Annotated in this window: 18 protein-coding genes; 5 read left to right on the top strand and 13 right to left on the bottom strand. The window is 70.7% G+C overall.

The window, feature by feature from the left end; genetic code table 11:
• Positions 1-49: 49 nt before the first annotated feature.
• The 4 genes from ACZ6MZ_RS33325 to ACZ6MZ_RS33310 form a co-directional block, all read right to left on the bottom strand.
• The gene (locus ACZ6MZ_RS33325) at positions 50-298 is read right to left on the bottom strand and encodes an acyl carrier protein (RefSeq protein WP_384183890.1); all 249 of its coding nucleotides are present in this window, start codon (positions 296-298) and stop codon (positions 50-52) included.
• Between the two features lie 66 nt (positions 299-364).
• Positions 365-1,366: a ketoacyl-ACP synthase III gene (locus ACZ6MZ_RS33320; protein WP_384183888.1), complete on the bottom strand. Its 1,002-nt coding sequence runs from the start codon at positions 1,364-1,366 to the stop codon at positions 365-367.
• Positions 1,367-1,378: 12 nt separating this feature from the next.
• The gene (locus ACZ6MZ_RS33315) at positions 1,379-2,326 is read right to left on the bottom strand and encodes an ACP S-malonyltransferase (RefSeq protein WP_469356264.1); all 948 of its coding nucleotides are present in this window, start codon (positions 2,324-2,326) and stop codon (positions 1,379-1,381) included.
• Between the two features lie 89 nt (positions 2,327-2,415).
• A complete protein-coding gene (locus tag ACZ6MZ_RS33310; protein WP_384183885.1) occupies positions 2,416-3,597 on the bottom strand; it encodes a PucR family transcriptional regulator in 1,182 nt (393 codons plus the stop codon).
• A 58-nt stretch (positions 3,598-3,655) separates the two neighbouring features.
• On the opposite strand from ACZ6MZ_RS33310, the gene ACZ6MZ_RS33305 reads away from it, so the two are divergent.
• Positions 3,656-4,312, top strand: coding sequence for a pirin family protein (locus tag ACZ6MZ_RS33305; RefSeq protein ID WP_469356262.1), 657 nt, complete (start codon positions 3,656-3,658; stop codon positions 4,310-4,312).
• 60 nt (positions 4,313-4,372) lie between these two features.
• On the opposite strand, the gene ACZ6MZ_RS33300 is transcribed toward ACZ6MZ_RS33305, so the two are convergent.
• Entirely contained in the window at positions 4,373-5,191 is an 819-nt protein-coding gene (locus ACZ6MZ_RS33300) for a serine hydrolase domain-containing protein (RefSeq protein WP_469356260.1), read from the bottom strand.
• A gap of 149 nt (positions 5,192-5,340) precedes the next feature.
• On the opposite strand from ACZ6MZ_RS33300, the gene ACZ6MZ_RS33295 reads away from it, so the two are divergent.
• Together ACZ6MZ_RS33295 and ACZ6MZ_RS33290 are read left to right on the top strand one after the other, a co-directional pair.
• Positions 5,341-5,805 (top strand): MerR family transcriptional regulator, encoded by a 465-nt coding sequence (locus tag ACZ6MZ_RS33295; RefSeq protein ID WP_384183877.1) that lies wholly within the window; start codon positions 5,341-5,343, stop codon positions 5,803-5,805.
• Positions 5,806-5,811: 6 nt separating this feature from the next.
• The gene (locus ACZ6MZ_RS33290; protein WP_469356258.1) at positions 5,812-6,828 is read left to right on the top strand and encodes an aldo/keto reductase; all 1,017 of its coding nucleotides are present in this window, start codon (positions 5,812-5,814) and stop codon (positions 6,826-6,828) included.
• A 60-nt stretch (positions 6,829-6,888) separates the two neighbouring features.
• Here the strand turns inward: ACZ6MZ_RS33290 and ACZ6MZ_RS33285 are convergent, their stop codons facing one another.
• The 7 genes from ACZ6MZ_RS33285 to ACZ6MZ_RS33255 form a co-directional block, all read right to left on the bottom strand.
• A complete protein-coding gene (locus ACZ6MZ_RS33285; RefSeq protein ID WP_389784191.1) occupies positions 6,889-8,097 on the bottom strand; it encodes an acyltransferase family protein in 1,209 nt (402 codons plus the stop codon).
• Positions 8,094-9,197, bottom strand: coding sequence for an alpha/beta hydrolase (locus tag ACZ6MZ_RS33280; RefSeq protein WP_389784433.1), 1,104 nt, complete (start codon positions 9,195-9,197; stop codon positions 8,094-8,096). The genes ACZ6MZ_RS33285 and ACZ6MZ_RS33280 overlap by 4 nt, the downstream gene beginning before the upstream one ends.
• A 177-nt stretch (positions 9,198-9,374) precedes the next feature.
• Entirely contained in the window at positions 9,375-10,058 is a 684-nt protein-coding gene (locus ACZ6MZ_RS33275) for a response regulator (RefSeq protein WP_469356256.1), read from the bottom strand.
• Positions 10,055-11,449, bottom strand: a complete 1,395-nt coding sequence (locus ACZ6MZ_RS33270) for a sensor histidine kinase (RefSeq protein ID WP_389784194.1) — start codon at positions 11,447-11,449, stop codon at positions 10,055-10,057. The genes ACZ6MZ_RS33275 and ACZ6MZ_RS33270 overlap by 4 nt, the downstream gene beginning before the upstream one ends.
• 227 nt (positions 11,450-11,676) lie before the next feature.
• On the bottom strand, positions 11,677-12,585 hold the full coding sequence (locus ACZ6MZ_RS33265) for a DUF4429 domain-containing protein (protein ID WP_469356254.1): 909 nt from the start codon (positions 12,583-12,585) through the stop codon (positions 11,677-11,679).
• A 55-nt stretch (positions 12,586-12,640) separates the two neighbouring features.
• Entirely contained in the window at positions 12,641-13,876 is a 1,236-nt protein-coding gene (locus tag ACZ6MZ_RS33260; RefSeq protein WP_469356252.1) for an alpha/beta hydrolase, read from the bottom strand.
• A gap of 167 nt (positions 13,877-14,043) precedes the next feature.
• On the bottom strand, positions 14,044-14,751 hold the full coding sequence (locus ACZ6MZ_RS33255) for a TetR/AcrR family transcriptional regulator (protein WP_469356250.1): 708 nt from the start codon (positions 14,749-14,751) through the stop codon (positions 14,044-14,046).
• A 111-nt stretch (positions 14,752-14,862) separates the two neighbouring features.
• Here ACZ6MZ_RS33255 and ACZ6MZ_RS33250 point away from each other — a divergent pair, with 111 nt between their 5' ends.
• Positions 14,863-16,467: an MFS transporter gene (locus tag ACZ6MZ_RS33250; RefSeq protein WP_469356248.1), complete on the top strand. Its 1,605-nt coding sequence runs from the start codon at positions 14,863-14,865 to the stop codon at positions 16,465-16,467.
• A 173-nt stretch (positions 16,468-16,640) separates the two neighbouring features.
• Complete coding sequence (locus tag ACZ6MZ_RS33245; protein WP_469356246.1) at positions 16,641-17,090, top strand: peptidase inhibitor family I36 protein; 450 nt, start codon at positions 16,641-16,643, stop codon at positions 17,088-17,090.
• A gap of 94 nt (positions 17,091-17,184) precedes the next feature.
• Here the strand turns inward: ACZ6MZ_RS33245 and aceE are convergent, their stop codons facing one another.
• Complete coding sequence (aceE, locus tag ACZ6MZ_RS33240; protein WP_389784206.1) at positions 17,185-19,917, bottom strand: pyruvate dehydrogenase (acetyl-transferring), homodimeric type; 2,733 nt, start codon at positions 19,915-19,917, stop codon at positions 17,185-17,187.
• Positions 19,918-20,033: the final 116 nt, after the last annotated feature.

The following is a 20,033-nucleotide window of genomic DNA, read 5'->3' as shown; positions in this document are numbered from 1 at the left end:
CTGAATTTTTACGGCGCCACCACCGGGTGGCGTCAGCCGCGCGATCCGGTCAGGCCTGGTGCTTGGCGATGTAGTCGGCGGCGTCGCCGACCGTCTTCAGGTTCTTGACGTCGTCGTCCGGGATCTTGACGTCGAAGCGCTCTTCGGCGGCGACGACGACCTCGACCATGGACAGCGAGTCGACGTCCAGGTCATCGGTGAAGGACTTGTCCAGCTTGACGTCCTCGACCGGGATACCGGCGATCTCGTTCACGATCTCGGCGAGACCGGTGACGATCTCTTCCTGGGTGGCGGCCATGTTGGCGCTCCTTCGATGGTGTGCAGAGGGATATATCGGAACACGCTCCGGAAAGATCCGGTGTGCCTAGGGGAGGGTAACGACCGTCGCGGCGTAGACGAGACCCGCCCCGAAGCCGATGACGAGCGCGGTGTCGCCGCTCTTCGCCTGTCCGGTCGCCAGAAGCCGCTCCATCGCGAGCGGGATCGAGGCGGCCGAGGTGTTGCCGGTGGTTTCGACGTCACGGGCGACCGTGACGCTGTCCGGCAGCTTCAGAGTCTTCACCATCGAGTCGATGATCCGCATATTGGCCTGGTGCGGAATGAAGACGTCCAGGTCCGCCGAACTGATCCCGGCCGCGTCCAGCGCCTGCTGGGCGACCTTCGCCATCTCGAAGACGGCCCAGCGGAAGACGGCCTGGCCCTCCTGCGTGATGGCCGGGAACTTGTCCACCGTGCCGTTACGGTAATCGTCCCACGGCACGGTCTGCTTGATGGTGTCCGACTTGTCGCCTTCCGAGCCCCAGACCGTCGGTCCGATCATCGGCTCCTTGGCGGGGCCGACGATGACCGCGCCCGCGCCGTCGCCGAACAGGAAGGCCGTCGCGCGGTCCTCCAGGTCGGTCAGGTCGGACAGCCGCTCCACGCCGATCACCAGTACGTACTCCGCCGAGCCCTCGACGATCATGCCCTTGGCCAGGGTCAGTGCGTAGCCGAAGCCGGCGCAGCCCGCGGAGATGTCGAACGCGGCCGGCCTGCCCGCGCCGATCTTGTCCGCGATCTCGGTGGCGATGGCCGGGGTCTGCTTGAAGTGCGAGACGGTGGAGACGACCACGGCGCCGATCTGCGCCGGGGTGATCCCGGCGTCGGCGATGGCCTTGCCGGACGCCTCGATGGACATCGCGGCAACGGTCTCCTCGGGGGAGGCCCAGTGACGGGTCGCGATTCCGGAGCGGGAGCGGATCCACTCGTCCGACGAGTCGATCGTCTCGAGGATCACCTCGTTGGGCACGACACGGGTCGGGCGGTAACCGCCCACACCCATGATCCGTGCGTACGGGGCGCCCTTGCTGGGCTTGATCTTCGACATGCTCTCTGGCTCCTATTCAGCCGTGGAGGAGTGCTCGGCGATCAGCGTGCGGGCCGCGTCGAGGTCGTCGGGGGTCTTGAGCGCCAGCGTCTTCACACCGGGCATCGCGCGCTTGGCGAGGCCGGTCAGGGTGCCACCGGGGCACAGCTCGATCAGCGCGGTCGCGCCCCGCTCCGTGAAGGTCTCCATGCACAGGTCCCAGCGGACCGGGTTGGCGACCTGGCCGACCAGCCGCGTCAGGATCCCGGAGCCGGTGGCGACCGTCCGGCCGTCCTTGTTCGAGACGTACGGTACGGCCGGGTCGGCCGCGTCGGCGCCGAGGGAGCCTGCGGCCGCTTCGAGTGTCGCGACCGCGGGCGCCATGTGGTGCGTGTGGAACGCCCCGGCGACCTTGAGCGCCACCACGCGGCGTACGCCCTCGGGCTTGTCCGCCTCCAGCGCCGCGAGCTGTTCGAGCGTGCCCGCGGCCACGATCTGGCCCGAGCCGTTCACATTCGCCGGCGTCAGACCGAGCTTCTCCAGGTGCGCGACGGTGGTCTCGTGGTCGCCGCCCAGCAGCGCGGCCATGCCGGTCTCGGTGATGGCCGCGGCCTCGGCCATGGCCAGACCACGGGCCCGTACGAGCCTCATGGCCGCGTCGTCGGTGACGACACCGGCCAGCGCCGTAGCGGCCAGTTCGCCGACGCTGTGCCCCGCCGTGGCGCCGACGTCACGGGCCACCGCCCCGGTGTCCGGGAAGAGCTGACGGGCCGACAGCAGCGCGGCCGCCACCAACAGGGGCTGGGCGACCGAGGTGTCACGGATCTCGTCCGCGTCGGCCTTCGTACCGTAGTGGACCAGATCCAGGTCGATGGCGGCCGACCAGCTCCGCAGCCGGTCTTCGGCGCCGGGCAGATCGAGCCAGGGAGTCAGGAAGCCGGGCGTCTGAGCGCCTTGGCCGGGAGCGACGAGTACGAGCACCCTCACACTCTCTCTTGCGGACGGGCCTCACCGCCCGTGGGGACAGGGACGAAGAACCGTCAGGGGAATTGTTGGAGTACGACAAAAGTCTAGGACTGCGGATCCCCGTCGGCCAGACGCCCCAGGATCAGGGCGATTCGCAGCGTGAACGCGGAGCGGACATCGGAGGGTGACCAGCCGGTGACGTCAGTCACACGTCGGAGCCGGTAGCGCACGGTGTTGGGGTGAACGAAAAGCATCCGGGCGGCGCCCTCCAGGCTGCTCGCCTGCTCCAGATAGACACTCAGAGTCTCCAGCAGCGCCGACCCGGCCTCTTCCAGCGGTCTGTAGATCTCCTCCACCAACTGCTCGCGCGCCGCAGGGTCGGAGGCAATCGCGCGCTCCGGCAGCAGATCGTCCGCGAGTACGGGGCGGGGCGCGTCCTGCCAGGCGGAGCAGGCCTTGAGCCCGGCGGCCGCGGCCTGCGCCGACTTCGTGGCGGCCTGCAGATCGGGTACGACAGGACCCGCGACGACGGGCCCCGCCGCGTATGGGCCGATCAGCGCCTTGGCGACCTGGAGGGGGTTGTCGCTGCCGCCGGCGATCACCACGAGCCGGTCGCCGAGCACCCCGGTGAGGACCTGGAGTTTGGCGTGCCTGGCGGCCCGGCGGATCGCCTCCACGGTCAGCTCGCTGTCCCCGTCGGGGGCGGTGCCGAGCAGCACACAGACATGCTCGGGGGAGTTCCAGCCGAGGGCGGCGGCCCGCGAGACGGCGCCCTCGTCGGCCTCCCCGGAGAGCACGGCGTTCACGACGAGGGACTCGAGGCGTGCGTCCCACGCGCCACGGGCCTCGGCGGCCTGCGCGTACACCTGCGCGGTCGCGAAGGCGATCTCGCGGGCGTAGACGAGCAGCGCCTCGCGGAGTATCGCCTCGTCGCCCGGCGCCGCGACCTCCTCGATCGCGCTCTCCATGACCTCGATCGTGGTCCGTACCATCTCGACGGTCTGGCGCAGGGTGATCGCCCGTGTCAGCTCGCGCGGGGCGGTGCCGAAGACATCGGTGGAGATGGCCTGCGGAGTCTCCGGGTGCCGGAACCACTCGGTGAACGCGGCGATGCCGGCCTGCGCGACCAGCCCGATCCAGGAACGGTTCTCCGGCGGCATCGCGCGGTACCACGACAGCGTCCCGTCCATACGGGCGATGGCGTTCGCGGCGAGCCGTCCCGAGGACTGCTCCAGCCGACGCAGCGTCGCGGGATGGGGGTGGGCTTCGTTCGTGGGTTCTGGCACGTGGACAAGACTGCCTTATCTGGGCGGGTGCTCCGAGGGCCGGGGCTACCGTGGACCTGTGATTCTCGTACGGCACGCGGCAGAGCGTTACCTCGGCGGCGATCCGGCCGCCGGCATCGAGTCCCTGCACGCCTTCTCCTTCGGGCGCTTCTACGATCCCGGCAACCTCCGCTTCGGCGCGGTCCTCGCCTGCAACGAGGAGCGGCTCGCGCCGGGCGCGGGCTTCGACGAACACCCGCACAGCCATACGGAGATCGTCACCTGGGTCGTCGAGGGCGAGCTGACGCACCGCGACTCGGCCGGGCACGCGACGGTCGTCAGGGCGGGGGACGTCCAGCGGCTCAGCTCGGCCGCCGGGGTGCGGCATGTGGAGCGCAACGACGGCGAGCGGCCGCTGATCTTCGTACAGATGTGGCTGGCGCCGCTGGAGCCGGGCGGCGAGCCCGGGTACGAGATCGTGCGGGGCATCGCCGACTCCACGCCGTACGCCCTGCCGCAGGCCGGGGCCATGCTGCACGTACGGCGCCTCCAGAACGGCGAGCGCTCCGCCGTGCCGGACGCGCCGGCCGTGTATGTCCATGTGGTCCGCGGCGGGGTACGGCTGGACGGCGCGGAACTGGGCCCCGGCGACTCGGCGCGGATCACGGACGCCGAGGGACTGGAACTGGCCGCAGGCCCGGCGGCGGAGGTGCTGGTCTGGGAGATGCCGGGCTGAGAGCCTGTCGAGTGACCCGACCGGCCCTGACTGCGGTCCGCCCGCCGGGACAGCGTTGGTTCAGGCCGCGCGCAGCTCCGCCAGTACGGCGTCGGTGAAGGGCGGCCAGGCCTCGACCGCCCACGAGCCGAAGGGCCGGTCGGCCAGCGCCACACAGGCCGCCCGCGCGTCCGGGTCGACCCACAGGAACGTACCGGACTGGCCGAAGTGCCCGAAGGTGCGCGGCGAGGACGAAGCGCCCGTCCAGTGCGGGGACTTGGTGTCCCGGATCTCGAAGCCGAGGCCCCAGTCGTTGTTCTTCTGATGACCGTAGCCGGGCAGGACGCCGGACAGCCCGGGATGGACCACCGTCATCGCCTCCAGCACCGTGCGCGGGTCGAGCAGCCGGGGCGCCTGGAGCTCCGCGGCGAACCGCACCAGATCGTCGACGGTCGAGACCCCGTCCCTGGCCGGTGACCCTTCCAGGAAGGTCGACGCCATGCCCAGCGGTTCGAGCACCGCCTCGCGGAGATAGTCGGCGAACGGGATGTCGGTGGCCTTGGCGACATGGTCGCCGAGCACTTCGAAGCCCGCGTTGGAGTAGAGCCGGCGGGTGCCGGGCGCGCTGGTCGCGCGGTGTTCGTCGAAGGCCAGACCGCTCGTGTGCGCGAGCAGATGACGGACCGTGGAGCCCTCGGGCCCGGCCGGCTCGTCCAGCTCGATCGCCCCCTCCTCGTACGCCACGAGCACCGCGTACGCGGCGAGCGGCTTGGTCACGGAGGCGAGCGGAAAGGAGTGCGCCGTGGGCCCGTGCGACCCGACGACCGTCCCGTCCTCTCGTACGACGGCGGCCGCGGCGGTCGTCACCGGCCAGTTCTCGATCATCGCCAGGCTCTGCATGGCTACGACTCTAGAGCGTCGGCCGCAGCACGGGGCGGGAGGTACGGGGCCGGGGGTACGGGGGTGTGGGAGGCTCCTGCGCCGCGCCACCAAACTCGTATCCGTTTCCGCTTGCTTCGAGTGCACTCCAAGGATCTAGCGTTGAAGGCATGACGCTGATCGAGAGCAGGCCCGCACGGACGGATCGCGTAGATGTCTGCGCCGCGCCGCCCCGTGCGCATCCGCGGCCCGACGGCGACGACCGCTACACGATCAGTGAGGTCGCCGCCTTCACCGGGCTCACCGCGCACACCCTGCGCTGGTACGAGCGGATCGGCCTGATGCCGCACGTCGACCGGTCGCACACCGGCCAGCGCCGCTTCAGCAACCAGGACCTGGACTGGCTGGCCTTCGTCGGGAAGCTGCGGCTGACCGGGATGCCGGTCGCGGACATGGTCCGCTACGCCGAGCTGATCCGGGTAGGCGAGGAGACGTTCGAGGAGCGGCAGGAGCTGCTGGCGCGGACTCGCCGCGATGTGCTCAGCAGGATCGCGGAGCTCCAGGACACGATCGCCGTACTCGACCACAAGATCAGCTTTTACGCGGGCGCCCGTGGGGCGCCGGAGAGGGTCTGAACCCCGATGAGTGATAGCAAGATCACACAGATACGGCTCGGGACCGGCGGACCGGAGGTCGGCGCCCAGGGCCTCGGCTGCATGGGCATGAGTTTCGCGTACGGACCGACGGACGCCGACGAGGCGCGGGCCACCCTGGAGCGCGCCCTCGAGCTGGGCATCACGCTGTACGACACGGCGGATGTGTACGGGAACGGGGAGAACGAGAAGTTCATCTCGCCGTTCGTCCGGGCGCACCGCGACGAGATCGTCGTCGCCACGAAGTTCGCGCTGGGGATCGACCCGGCCGAGCCCACCAAGCGGGTCATCCGCAACGACCGGGCCTATGTCCGCGAGTGCGTCGAGGGAAGCCTGCGGCGCCTCGGCGTGGACGAGATCGACCTCTACTACATGCACCGGCGCGATGTGAACGTCCCCATCGAGGAGACGGTCGGCGCCATGGCCGAGCTGGTGGCCGAGGGCAAGGTCAAGCACCTGGGGCTGAGCGAGGTCACCGCCGGTGAGCTGCGCGCCGCGCAGGCCGTGCACCCGATCGCCGCCCTGCAATCCGAGTGGTCGCTGTTCAGCCGGGACATCGAGGCGACCGTCGTACCGGCCGCCGCCGAGCTCGGCGTGGCGCTCGTGCCGTACTCACCGCTCGGCCGTGGCTTCCTGACCGGCGCGTTCGTCAACGCCGAGCAGGAACTGAGCGCCGGTGACTTCCGCCGTCAGCAGCCCCGCTTCACCGGCGACAACGCCGCCGCGAACGCCGCGCTGCTCGGCCCGGTGCGCAAGATCGCCGAAGGGCGGAACGCCACGCCCGGGCAGGTCGCGCTCGCCTGGGTGCAGCAGCAGGCGGGGGTGCACGGCCTTGCTGTCGTACCGATCCCGGGGACGCGCAAGCGCAGCCGGGTCGAGGAGAACACCGGGGCGACGCACCTCATCCTCACCGAGAGCGAGCTGGAGCTGCTGGAGCCGATCGCCGGCCAGGTGGCCGGGGCCCGGTACGCGGACATGACCTTCACCTCGGCCGGCCGCGCGTAGGGCGTGCCGCGCGTAGGGCGTGCCGCGCGTAGGGCCGGCCGCGCAAGCAGCGAACCCGGCTCACGCCAGCCCCAGCGCGAACACCGCGAAGCCCGCCGCGAGCAGCCCCGCTGCCGCGCGGCGGGCGTGCGCCGCGCGCGTCCCGGTCTGCCAGGGCGCGTCGAATCCGCGCGCGTACCGCCCGATCAGGACGAGCAGGACGGCGAAGAGCGGCATCCAGGTCAGCCGGGCGAGAATCCAGCCGAGGGAGTCGGGGGAGGTCGTCAGGCCCGGCACCGCACCAGCGAAGGAGCCGGGCACCGCGGCGGCGAGCATCGCCGTCTGGTGCCAGCACAGGACCGTCATCGCGGAGAGATTGATGACGACGACCGGCGCCCAGAGGGCGGGCTTCCTCAGGAGGCGTGCGATCCGGTCCCGCAGCAGGATCGCCGCGCCGCTCTGCGCGGCGGCGAGGGCGAGGACCAGCAGGGACGGCGGATGCGAGTTGGTGCGGGCCTCGCCGGGGACACCGACCATCGATGCCGGGTAGTGGAAGACGACCAGCAGCGCGGCGAAGAGGAGCGTGCCGCCGATGAGCAGCGCGCGTGCCCCGCGGCTGCCGATCCTTCCCTCGGCCCAGGAGACCCCGAGCTGATACGCGAAGAGCCAGCCAGGCAGGATGTTCACCATGCTCAGCCACGAGGGCATGGTGTCCGCAGCGGGTCCGTAGCGCAGGAAGTCGACGGCGGCGACGGTCACCAGCAGGGGAGCGGCGGCCCATGCGCCCAGCGTGTGTGCGGCGCGCACACAGTACGGCGTCAGCGCGGTCACCACGGTGTAGACGCCCACGAACCACAGCGGCTGGATCACCAGCGTCGACCCGGTGCGCAGGGTGGCGCCGGGCACGCCGAGCGCGTACAGCACCGGGATCAGCACCGCCCAGACGGCCGTCACGCCGAGGACGGGCCTGCCCAGCCGCGCCACGCGCTGCCGCAGCCAGGCGGCGGTCGTGGACTTCCTCCCACGGTACGAGAGCACGGAGGCGTACCCGCCGACCAGGAAGAAGATGCCCAGCATCTGCAGCACCCAGCTCACGGGCGCGAACCCGCCGAAGACGGCGAGCGGACTCGCGTTGTGCAGCGCGCCGCCGCCGTCCAGGGTGAAGCCGCCGAGCAGCCAGTGCCCGGTCGGCACGGCGAGCAGCGCGAGGGCGCGCAGGCCGTCGATCGCGCGGTCACGGTGGGCGGGGGTCCGCGCCTCGATCTTCCCGACGGTCCCGGCGAGCGTCATCGCACCTCTCCTCGCGTGACTTCTCCCCGGGTGATCTCGCCCCGGGTGATCTCGCCCCGCGTGATCTCTCCGGCCGCGATGGCGGCGAAGGTACGGAGCGATTCGGTGCCGGGCGCGAAGTAGCCGGCGTGGCCCCGGGCGTCCCCGGCGGACACCCGGCGGGCGCCGAACTCCGGGTCGGTCGGGTCCTTGCCGTGGCCCAGGCCCGCGAACTCGACGTTCGGGACCTTGGAGATCCAGTCGGAGGGGTCCTTGGCGGCCCAGACACGCGCGTCTGTATGGAGATCCGCCACATCATCGGCGCGCATACCGGGCGAGCCGAACACCACAATGTCGGAGGCGTTCACCTCATGAGCGGCGAGACCGCATACGACGGAGCCGTAGCTGTGGCAGAACAGCACGGGTTCCTTCACCCCGGCGGCCGCGAGCCCCTGGGTGAACCGGGCCAGCCGTCCGGCCCCTGCCTCCGCGAGATCGCCGGTGGCCGCGTCCGGACCGACCCCGACGGGAGTGGTGTAGCCGGCCCAGGCGATGACGGCGGTACGGTTCCCCGTCGCGGCCCGCAGCGAGGCGGCCATGCCGGCGGGGGTGCCGTACGGATCCTTCGTACGGTCGAAGGTCGCCGCGTCGATGTCGGAGCCCGGTACGACGACGGACACCCGGCGCGCGGTCGTCAGATCGCCGTATACCTCGGCGACCTGGCCACGGCCGCGCGGATCGAAGGCGAGGATCTGCCGGCCGGGCTCCGCCAGCCGCTCGTACCGGGGGTTGTGCTCGGCCCGTACGGCAAGGGCGTTGGCCTCGTAGCGCAGCGCGACCGGCACACCGTCGAGATTGCCGACGACGAGGGGGTGACGGCGGATCAGGTCCTGCCGCTGACGGGACGGCAGGGCGGCGAAGAACCGGGCCACCTGGGCGGGCGAGGCCGTCGCCGGATCGGGCAGCGCCCGGCCGAGCGAACCGTCCGCCCGCCACGCGGCGCTCCCGGCGGGCGGCCCCGTCACGGCCCGCTGCGCGCTGCCGGAGGCCCAGCCCGCCGTTCCCGTGACCATGGTGGTCGCCAGTGCGGCGGCGGCCAGGGTCCTCTCGTAGCGGCGCATGTACGTCTCCTTCTGCTGCTCGTCCATGGAGGTGGCGAGCAGGAAGGTAGGGAGACGGTGTACGGCGGGACGTCACCCCGGGGAGCCGACCAGCGGCTGATACCCGGGTAGGGGAGGTACCCCGTGGTGGTGGGTTCCGTACCGCTGCCGGGGGCCCGGGGCCCCGGCTCAGGCGGCTCAGGCGGACGCGTCGCCGGGGGTGACGAGACCCGACTCGTACGCGAAGATCACGGCCTGCGCCCGGTCGCGCAGAGCGAGCTTGGACAGGATGCGGCCGATATGGGTCTTCACCGTCTGTTCGGCGACCACCAGCTGGTCCGCGATCTCCTGGTTGGACAGACCGTGGGCGATCAGTTCGAGCACCTCGGTCTCCCGGGGTGTGAGACCGCGCAGCCGCAGGGCACGGTTCTTGCGCGGGGCGGGCCGCTGCTGGGCGAAGTCCGCGATCAGCCGCCGGGTCACGGACGGCGCGAGCAGCGCCTCGCCGGCCGCGACGATCCGTACCGCCGCGATCAGATCGGCCGGGGGCGCGTCCTTGAGCAGAAAGCCCGACGCCCCGGCGCGCAGCGCCTCGTACACGTAGTCGTCCACGTCGAAGGTGGTCAGCATCAGCACCTTCGGCCGGTGGACGACTCCCACCGGCGGGTTCAACAGCTCCCGGGCGGCGGCCAGTCCGTCCATCTCCGGCATCCGGACGTCCATCAGGACCACGTCCGGATGGACGGAACGGCTCACCCGCACGCCCTCGCGGCCGTCCGGCGCCTCACCCACCACATCGATGTCGGCCTGGGCCGACAGCAGCGCCGCGAACCCCGCGCGCACCATGGCCTGGTCGTCGACGATGATCACGCGGATGGTCAAGGGACGTCCTTAGCAAGGGGTTCGAGCCCGGGGTGGGGCCCGGGGTGGGCGCCAGGACCGGGGCCGGGGTCGGTCAGGGGGAGCCGCGCGGCGACCCGGAAGCCGCCGTCGGGCAGCGGCCCGGTGTCGAGCGTGCCGCCGGTCAACCGTACGCGCTCGCGCATACCGACCAGGCCGTGGCCGGTTCCTGAGGTCTCCAGCGGTGAAGTACGTCCCGTCGCGGGGCCGTTGACGACCAGGACGGTCAGCCGGTCGCCGTCGGGGACCACCGACACCCGCGTCCGCGCGCCGGGCGCGTGGCGCACCACATTGGCGAGGGCCTCCTGCACGATGCGGTACGCGGAGAGGTCCACGGTCGCCGGAACGGGTCCGAGGCCGGCCGGCAGGGACAGCTCGGCGGGCACTCCGGCCCGTACCGTCGCCTCCACCAGCTGCTGCACCCGGTCCAGACCCGGCTGCGGCCCCCGCTCACCGGCCGCGTCCTCCCGGCGCAGCACCATCAGCAGCCGCCGCATCTCCGCCAGGGACTCACGCGCGCTCGCCGCGATCGACCCGAACTCCTCGCGCGCCTGGGGGGACAGGCCCTGGAGCCGGTACGGCGCCGAGTCGGCCTGCACGGTGATCACCGACATGTGGTGCGCGACGACATCGTGGAGTTCGCGCGCGATCCGGGTCCGCTCCTCCAGCAGCGTCCGCCGGGCGCGCTCCGCCTCGCTGATGGTCTCCTGCTCGACCAGCCGCCGCTGCGCCTCACCGCGCTCGCGCACGGCCACCCCGATCAGCAGCACGACACCGCCGAGCACGAACAGCAGCAACGCGCTCGCGTTGTCGCGATCGGGGGCGAGGGAGTCCAGGCCGAGGCCCGCCGCACCCGTCAGCAGCCATACGGCGACCACGGTCCGCCGGGTCTCGCGCAGGGCGAGCGCGAGCAGCAGGAAGAGGTACCCGATGATGACCGGTGGGGTCCACGGCCAGATGTTGTACGGGTGGAGGGACTGGGTCAGCAGCGTCACGGCGCCGAGGACATCGGCGGAGAAGATGATCCACCAGGCTTGCAGCGGCCGGTGCGCCAGCATGAGCAGGGGCGCCGCCTGTGCGACGCCGAGTGTGCCCGCCAGGCCGCCGTTCAGACCGTACTGGCTGGTCAGGACCGTGATGGTGACCGGAATGAACGTGGCGGCGAGCGCCAGCACGACGACGTAGGGAAGCAGCCGCTGCCACTGCTTCGGCGCGTGCGCGAGCAGGGGCGTCGGCGGGTGGGAGGGGTGGGTCAGGCCATGGGCGAGCTCGCGCAGATTGCGCCGCGCGGCGCTCAGCGGACCGTCGGCCTGCGGTGGCGTACGGGGCGGAAGCGCGGGCGGAGGCGGGTGAGGCGGTGGCGTATGGGACATGGCCCGCTCAGCGTAGGTACCCCGGCCCGGCTCCCGCGTCATACCCAGGAGCCGGTCCGAACGTCATACCGAGGTATGACGCCCGGCCCCCGATGTCCTGCCCCGAGCGACCCGAACCGTCGCCCGAACCGTCGCCCGGACCCGATGCCCGGACCCGATGCCCGGACCCGATGCCCGGACCCGACGCCCAGCCCTCGAAGCCCGCCCCGGCGCCCCGGACCCGGGCGTCACAGCTCTTCCAGCAGCTCCGCCTTCTTCGCGGTGAATTCCTCGTCGGTCACCAGGCCCGCCTGATGCAGCTCGCCGAGATGCCGGATCCGGTCCGCGACATCGGCCGGGTCGCGGCGGCCGGACACCCCCGCCGGGACCGGGACCGCCGCGCGGCTCGATGACGCGCCCTGGACCGCCTGCAGGACCGCCGCCGCGAAGGGCAGCGACTCGTGGACCGGCCCGTAGCCGAGCCCGAAGACGACAGCCGCCGGATCGTGGTCCACCTGGGACGGCTGGGGGAGTCCCGCGCTGTGGCCGTCGCGCCGCAGCAGCCGCAGATAGCCGTCGAAGACCTCGGGCGAGCGCCACTCGACCCCGTGCAGCTCCCCGACCGGGAAACCCTGGTCGCCCGCCTTCCACTTGGCGGAGGACGCGCCCGTCCAGAACCAGCGGAAGGACACCCGGTCGCCGTCGAAGGACGCCTTGCCGTCGTACGCCTTGAAGTGCAGGGGAGGTTCGGGCGCGGTCACCAGATAGCGCTCGGCCGGCTCCTGCCCGTCCCGTACGTCCCAGGGGCGGCGGGCACTGTCCCGGATCAGCGCGGCCCGCAACTCGTCGGCGTAGTACTCCGCGAGGGTCTCGCGCTCGGCCGGCAGCACCAGCCGGTACGGATCGCCACTCTGCTTGAGCTGCCCCGCCGCGGCCTCCATCAGCGGGTCCGCGCCGGCTCTCGGCACCGCGTGCAGCACCACCGTCCCGCGCTTTCCGGGGGAGAGCGTCACCGATGACAACGCCTCGTGGGGGATGCGGCGTTCACGCAGCGCCTGGAAGAGCTTCGGCGTCCGTATCCCCCGTTCGAAGCGGATGAGCACGGAGTCGCTTTCGAACTCCCAGGTGGCATGAATCCCCGCAAGCACATCACCCATGCGCCTCATCGTAGGGCGCGGGCGCCCGTGCGTCGCCTGCCGAAGCAGACGAATTCTACGCGCGTCCGAACTCACCCGACCCGGTCTCACCCGACCCGGCGATTCCGCTCCTGCAGGCGGCATCGCCGTCGGCACAGCTCACCGCGTCGTACGAACCGACCCCGATGTCCGCGAAGTTGTCGAGGCTCTCCGTACCCGGCTGGAAGTATCCGCTGTGCCCGAGCGCGCCGGCCGCCGAGAGCACCCGTGACCCGAAGCCCCGGGACACCGGGTCCGCGCCGTGCCCGAGTCCGCCGACCGCCAGGTACGGGACGTCCTGGATCCAGTCGTCACGGTCCCGCATGGCCCACACATGGGCGTCGGTGCTCAGTTGGTCCGCGTTCCCGACCCGCATTCCGGGGCTGCCCGCGACCGCCACGTCCGTGACCCTGGCCGGCAGAGCGGCGGCGGCGACCCCGCAGACCACGGAGCCGTAGCTGTGGCAGAACAGGGAGACCCGCGACGTCCCCGGCAGCGCGGCGGTGAGCGCGGAGAGCCGTACGGCACCGTCCTCGGCGAGCTTGCCGATCGCCGCGTCCACCCCGAGACCGGCGGGCGAGGTGTAGTCGGCCCAGGCGATGACGGCGGTTCTGGTGTCCGGGTCGGTGGCCCGCTCGGCGTCGTACAGCGACGCGGCCATGCCCACCGGCGCCGTGTACCTGCGCTCCGTCCTCTCGAACGTCAGCACATTGGTGTCCACACCGGGCACCACGACCGACACGCGCTGCGCGTGGTCGAGGTCGCCGAAGACCTCGGCGGCCCGGCCCTTCCCCGACGGGTCGAAGGCGAGGATCTGCCGGCCGTCGTTCAGCATCGACGCGTAGCGGTGCATCCGGCGGCCCGCCTGCTGCCGGCCGTCACCCGAAAGTCTGGTGTCGGTCATCCGGCGGTGCTCCACGTCACGCGCCTGGGTGAGGGCCAGCCGGTTGGCCCGGTAGCGCAGTGTGACGGGGGCGCCGTTGAGATTGCCGACGACGAGCGGGTACGCCGTTGCCAGCCCGATCCGCTGACCGGCCGTCAGGGAGGCGAAGAAGGACGCCAGCAGTTTCGGCGGCCCCTTCGGGTCCGGCAGGTGACGGACACCTATCCGGCCCCGCTCCCAGGCGGTGAAGGCGATCCGCAGAGGCTCGCCCGGACTGTGCTGATGGCGTACGGCGGTCCATCCCGTGGTCGCCAGCATCACCAGCACGACCGCGAGAGCCAGCAGGGTGCGCCATGCGGTGAGGGAGGGAGAGGAGTCGAAGGAAGTCACTGCGGAACACCCTAGGACGCGGGTGGGGGGCCTCATGACGAGGGTGAGGCAGATCACGGGCGACGGAGGGTTGAACTGGCGGTAACTTCACCCTGCGTGCGCGGGGCGCGCACGCTCCGGCGCATTACGGGGCGTACGGGACGCGGAACCGGAAGCCCGTACGGACCTCACGACCGCTGGCGGGCCCCGGTCGACCAGCTCTCGGCGAGCGCCGGGCCCAGGTGGTCGAGATAGCTCTCGGACAGCGCGCGGTGCGCCTCCAGGCTCATGTTCTGCCCCTGCCCCCACAGCCGGCCGGTCACCCGTATCACGCTGGTGAACGCGGCGACCGCCACCCGGGGCCGCGGATCGGTGTCCACATCGAGACCCTCGCGGCCGGCGATCAGCCGCGCGACGGCTTCCTCCAACTCGGCGGAGCGGCGCAGATGGACGGCGAGCAGGGCCGGGGTCGATTCGATCATTTGATACGTCCGCATATACAGCCCGACCGGAACGGCGGCCTCGATCGCCTCGCCGATCGTGTCCCAGGCGGCGGCGACGGCGTTACGCATCGCCTCGAACGGGAACTCGGCGGCGGGCCGCACGCGCAGCGCCTCGACGAACCTTTCCTCGACCATGTCCACCACGGCGAAGGCGACCTCCTCCTTGCTGGCGAAGTAGCGGAAGAAGGTGCGCTGGGAGACCTCCACGGCGTCCGTGATCTCGTCGACGGTCGTCCGGTCGTATCCCTGGGTGGTGAACAGTTCGAGCGCCACGCGCAGCAGGGCGTTCCGGGTGCGCTGCTTCTTGCGGGCGCGCAGCCCTGTCGGCTGTTCAGCCGCTGTTCCCTGTCCGGTGGTTGTGTCCTGCCGGAAGGAACACCGATTGGTCCTCATTCCACCGCTTTCGATACTTTTGCCCTGCTCGGTGTTCTGTGAGCTACATGACAGTTACCAACTTGTGAATTGGTTAGTCAAATGTCAGCGGCTGACACTAGCGTGGCCGATATGACTAGTCAGACCACCGTCGACATGGCGAAGAGCCCGGAATCCCCGGCGCCGGCGTCGCCCAAGGGGCTGCGTGGCCACCCCTGGTTGACGCTCTTCAGCGTGGCCATCGGCGTGATGATGGTGGCGCTCGACGGCACCATTGTCGCGATCGCCAATCCAGCCATCAAGAACGACCTCGGCGCGAGCCTCGCCGACGTCCAGTGGATCACCAACGGTTACTTCCTCGCCCTCGCCGTGGCGCTGATCACCGCGGGCAAGCTCGGTGACCGCTTCGGCCACCGGCAGACCTTCCTCATCGGCGTCACCGGCTTCGCCGCGGCCTCGGGGGCCATCGGCCTCTCCCACAGCATCGCCCTCGTGGTCACCTTCCGGGTGCTCCAGGGGCTCTTCGGCGCCCTGCTGATGCCGGCCGCGCTCGGCCTGCTGCGCGCCAGCTTCCCCGCCGAGAAGCTCAACATGGCCATCGGCATCTGGGGCATGGTCATCGGCGCCTCGACGGCCGGCGGCCCCATCATCGGCGGTCTGCTGGTCGAACATGTCAGCTGGCAGTCGGTCTTCTTCGTCAATGTGCCGGTGGGCGTGGTGGCGCTGGTGGTCGGCGCGGTGATCCTCCGGGACCACCGGGCGGAGAACGCCCCGAAGTCCTTCGACATCCTCGGCATCCTGCTGCTCTCCGCGGCCATGTTCTGTCTGGTCTGGGCGATCATCCAGGCCCCGACCTGGGGCTGGGGCTCCGGGCTCACGTGGCTGTTCATCATCGGCTCGCTGGTCTGCTTCGGGCTCTTCGCCTTCTGGGAGACGAAGGTCAAGGAACCCCTCGTACCGCTGGGGCTGTTTCGCTCCGTGCCGTTGTCCGCCGGCGTGATCCTGATGGCGCTGATGGCCATCGCCTTCCTCGGCGGCATCTTCTTCATCACCTTCTACCTGCAGAACGTGCACGGCATGAGCCCGGTCGACGCCGGTCTGCATCTGCTGCCGCTCACCGGCATGATGATCGTCGCCTCGCCGCTGGCGGGTTGGGCGATCACCAAGGTGGGCCCCCGTATCCCGCTGGCCGGCGGCATGGTTTTCACGGCCGTCGCCATGTTCGGCATGTCGACCCTGGCCACGGACACCAGCAGCTTCACCATGTCGATCTGGTTCGCCCTGCTCGGCTTCGGCCTCGCCCCGGTCATGGTGGGCGCCACCGAGGTCATCGTGGGCAACGCCCCGATGGAGCTCTCCGGTGTGGCCGGTGGTCTCCAGCAGGCCTCCATGCAGATCGGCGGCAGCCTCGGTACGGCCGTGCTCGGCGCGATCATGGCCTCGAAGGTCTCCAGCGACCTGCCGGGCAACTGGACCGCGGCCGGTCTGCCGCCGCTCACCGGGGCGCAGGCGGACGCGGCGACCGAAGCCGTTCAGGTCGGCGTGCCGCCGGTGGCGCCGGGCACCCCGGCCGCCATCGCGGAGAAGATCACGAGCGTCACCTACGACACGTTCGTGGCCGGCATGGGGCTGGCCTGCCTGGTCGCGGCCGGTGTCGCGGCCGTGGCGGTCTTCGTCGCTCTGCTGACGAAGCGTGGCGCCAACGCGGACGCAGCGGGCGGAGGGGTGCACGTCTGACGTCAGCCCCCGGCTGACCCGACGTCAACTCCGCGCCTGTGACAGCCCCGCCGGAACCTTCCGGCGGGGCTGTCGCCTATCCGGGTGGAGGGCGCCCCCGCCCCCTTCCGCGGGCCGCGCACCGCGGGTCAGGGTACGGAGGACCGATTCGTACGACACGGGGGCTGATCCACATGCGCACGACCCTGCGTAAAACCACGTCCAAAGCCACGTCCAAAGCCACGTCCAAAGCCAAGTCCGAAGCCGGGCTCACGACCACGCCGAAGATCCTGGCCGTCGGGGCACTGGCCGTCGCCGCCCTGCTGCCGCAGACCCTCGACGCCGCCGCCGCTCCACCGCGTCTGGGGGAGTGCGCGTCGGGCGAGCTCTGCTTCTGGGACAAGGACGACTTCAAGGGCGTACGACGAACCCATGAGCTGTCCGGTACCGAGATCGGGAGCTGCGTGCCGCTCCCGCGAGGCGCCACCGTCCAGTCGCTCGCGAACCGCACCGGCCGGCCCGTGACCACCTATCAGTCCGAAGAGTGCGCGGAGACCGGCGAGTTCCAGACCTACCCGGGAGACGGCACCTGGCTCCCCCGATCGCCGTACCGCGTACGGGCCTTCAAGGTCTGGGAGCACTGAGCGGTCAGCGACGGGCCGGCCGGTACGCCGAAGGGCGGCGCAACCCGTGGGTTCCGCCGCCCTTCGACGTCGTCCTACAGCTCCGTCACCGCGGTCACGCGTCGCCGCCCGCCGCGCCCGGGTCCGCCGCCGAGGTGTCCAGCAGCTGGTAGCGGTCCACCGCCTGCTTCAGTACCGAACGGTCGACCTTGCCCTCCCTGGCCAGCTCGGTGAGGACACCGAGCACGATCGACTGCGCGTCGATGTGGAAGAAGCGACGGGCCGCGCCACGCGTGTCCGCGAAGCCGAAACCGTCCGCGCCCAGCGACTGGTACGTGCCGGGCACCCAGCGTGCGATCTGGTCGGGTACGGAACGCATCCAGTCGGAGACCGCCACGAACGGGCCCTCCGCGCCGGACAGCTTCTGGGTCACATACGGAACGCGCTGCTCCTCCTCCGGGTGCAGCAGATTGTGCTGCTCCACCTCGACGGCCTCACGGCGCAGCTCGTTCCAGGACGTCGCCGACCAGACGTCGGCCTTGACGTTCCACTCCTCGGCGAGCATCCGCTGCGCCTCGACCGCCCACGGCACGGCCACACCGGACGCCATGATCTGCGCCGGGATCGAGCCCTGCTCGCCCCGCCGGTAGCGGTGGATGCCCTTCAGGATGCCCTCGACGTCCACGTCGGCCGGCTCGGCGGGATGCTGGATCGGCTCGTTGTAGACGGTGAGGTAGTAGAAGATGTCCTCGCTGTCCGGGCCGTACATCCGGCGCAGACCGTCCTTGACGATATGCGCGATCTCGAAGCCGTAGGCGGGGTCGTAGGCGACACAGGCCGGGTTGGTCGAGGCCAGCAGATGCGAATGGCCGTCCGCGTGCTGAAGCCCCTCGCCGGTCAGCGTCGTACGTCCGGCGGTCGCACCCAGCACGAAGCCGCGCGCGAGCTGGTCGGCCATCTGCCAGAACTGGTCGCCGGTCCGCTGGAAACCGAACATCGAGTAGAAGACATAGACCGGGATCAGCGGCTCGCCGTGCGTGGCGTACGCGGAGCCCGCCGCGATCAGCGAGGCGGTGCAGCCCGCCTCGGAGATGCCGTCGTGCAGCATCTGCCCGGTCGGTGACTCCTTGTACGCGAGCAGCAGCTCACGGTCCACGGACTCGTACTGCTGGCCCAGCGGGTTGTAGATCTTCGCGCTCGGGAAGAACGAGTCCATTCCGAACGTGCGGTACTCGTCGGGGGCGATCAGCACGAAGCGCTTGCCGATCTCCTTGTCCCGCATCAGGTCCTTGAGCAGCCGGACGAACGCCATGGTGGTGGCGATCGACTGCTGGCCGGACCCCTTCTTCACCGCCGCGTAGACCTTGTCCTCGGGGAGGTTCAGCGGCTTGGCCCGCACGATCCGCGTCGGCACGTACCCGCCGAGCGACTTGCGGCGGTCGTGCATGTACTGGATCTCTTCCGAGTTCTTGCCGGGGTGGTAGTACGGCGGCGCGCCGTCCTCCAGCTCCTGGTCCGTGATCGGCAGGTGCAGCCGGTCGCGGAAGCCCTTGAGGTCGGAGACGGTCAGCTTCTTCATCTGGTGGGTCGCGTTGCGGCCCTCGAAGTTCGGCCCGAGCGTCCAGCCCTTGACCGTCTGCGCCAGGATCACCGTCGGCTGGCCCTTGTGGGCCTTGGCCGCCGCGTACGCCGCGTAGACCTTCTGGTGGTCGTGACCGCCGCGGCCCAGATGCAGGATCTGGTCGTCGGACATGTTCTCGACCATGGCGCGCAGCCGCTGGTCGTCACCGAAGAAGTGCTCACGGATGTACGAGCCGGTCTCGGTGGCGTACGTCTGGAACTGACCGTCCGGCGTGGTGTTCAGCCGGTTGACCAGGACGCCGTCCCTGTCCTGGGCGAGCAGCGGATCCCAGGAGCGGTCCCAGACCAGCTTGATGACATTCCAGCCGGCGCCGCGGAACTGCGACTCCAGCTCCTGGATGATCTTGCCGTTGCCGCGCACCGGGCCGTCGAGGCGCTGCAGGTTGCAGTTGACGACGAAGGTCAGGTTGTCCAGGCCCTCGCGGGCGGCGATGGACAGCTGGCCCAGCGACTCGGGCTCGTCCATCTCGCCGTCGCCGAGATACGCCCAGACATGCGAGTCGGAGGTGTCGGCGATGCCGCGCGCCTCCATGTAGCGGTTCATCCTGGCCTGGTAGATCGCGCCGAGGGGGCCGAGGCCCATCGAGACGGTCGGGAACTCCCAGAAGTCCGGCATCAGCCGCGGGTGCGGATAGCTGGACAGGCCGTACGGGGCCTTCGACTTCTCCTGGCGGAACGCGTCGAGCTGCGTCTCGCTCAGCCGGTCGAGCAGAAAGGCGCGGGCGTAGATGCCGGGGGAGGCATGGCCCTGGAAGAAGATCTGGTCGCCGCCCTTGCCGTCGTCCTTGCCCCGGAAGAAGTGGTTGAAGCCCACGTCGTACAGGGAGGCGGAGGAGGCGAAGGTGGCGATGTGGCCACCGACACCGATACCCGGGCGCTGCGCGCGCGACACCATCACGGCCGCGTTCCAGCGGGTCGCGTTGAGGATCTTGCGCTCGATCTCCTCGTTGCCGGGGAAGAACGGCTCGTCCTTGGTGGCGATGGTGTTGACGTAGTCCGTGCTGCGCATCTCGGGCACAGCCACGCGCTTCTCGCGCGCGCGCTCGATCAGCCGGAGCATCAGATAACGGGCGCGCTCACGGCCTCGCTCGTCGACAGCGGCGTCGAGCGAGTCGAGCCACTCCTGGGTCTCTTCGGGATCAAAGTCCGGGACCTGGCTGGGAAGGCCGCCAATGATGATCGGGTTGCGATCGGATCCGGAAGCCACGCTTGTCCTTCGCTGTTTGGTCGTGTCGTGCCCCTGCACGCGATCGATGCAGTGCACGCCGTCGGGATACTGCTTCTACGCGGGCCCGGGGCCCGCGGGTGACCCCACGGAGCGGC

Source organism: Streptomyces sp. NPDC042201, assembly GCF_055582185.1.
Note: the sequence above shows the minus strand (reverse complement) of the source record. Positions and strands in the feature narration are given on the sequence as shown.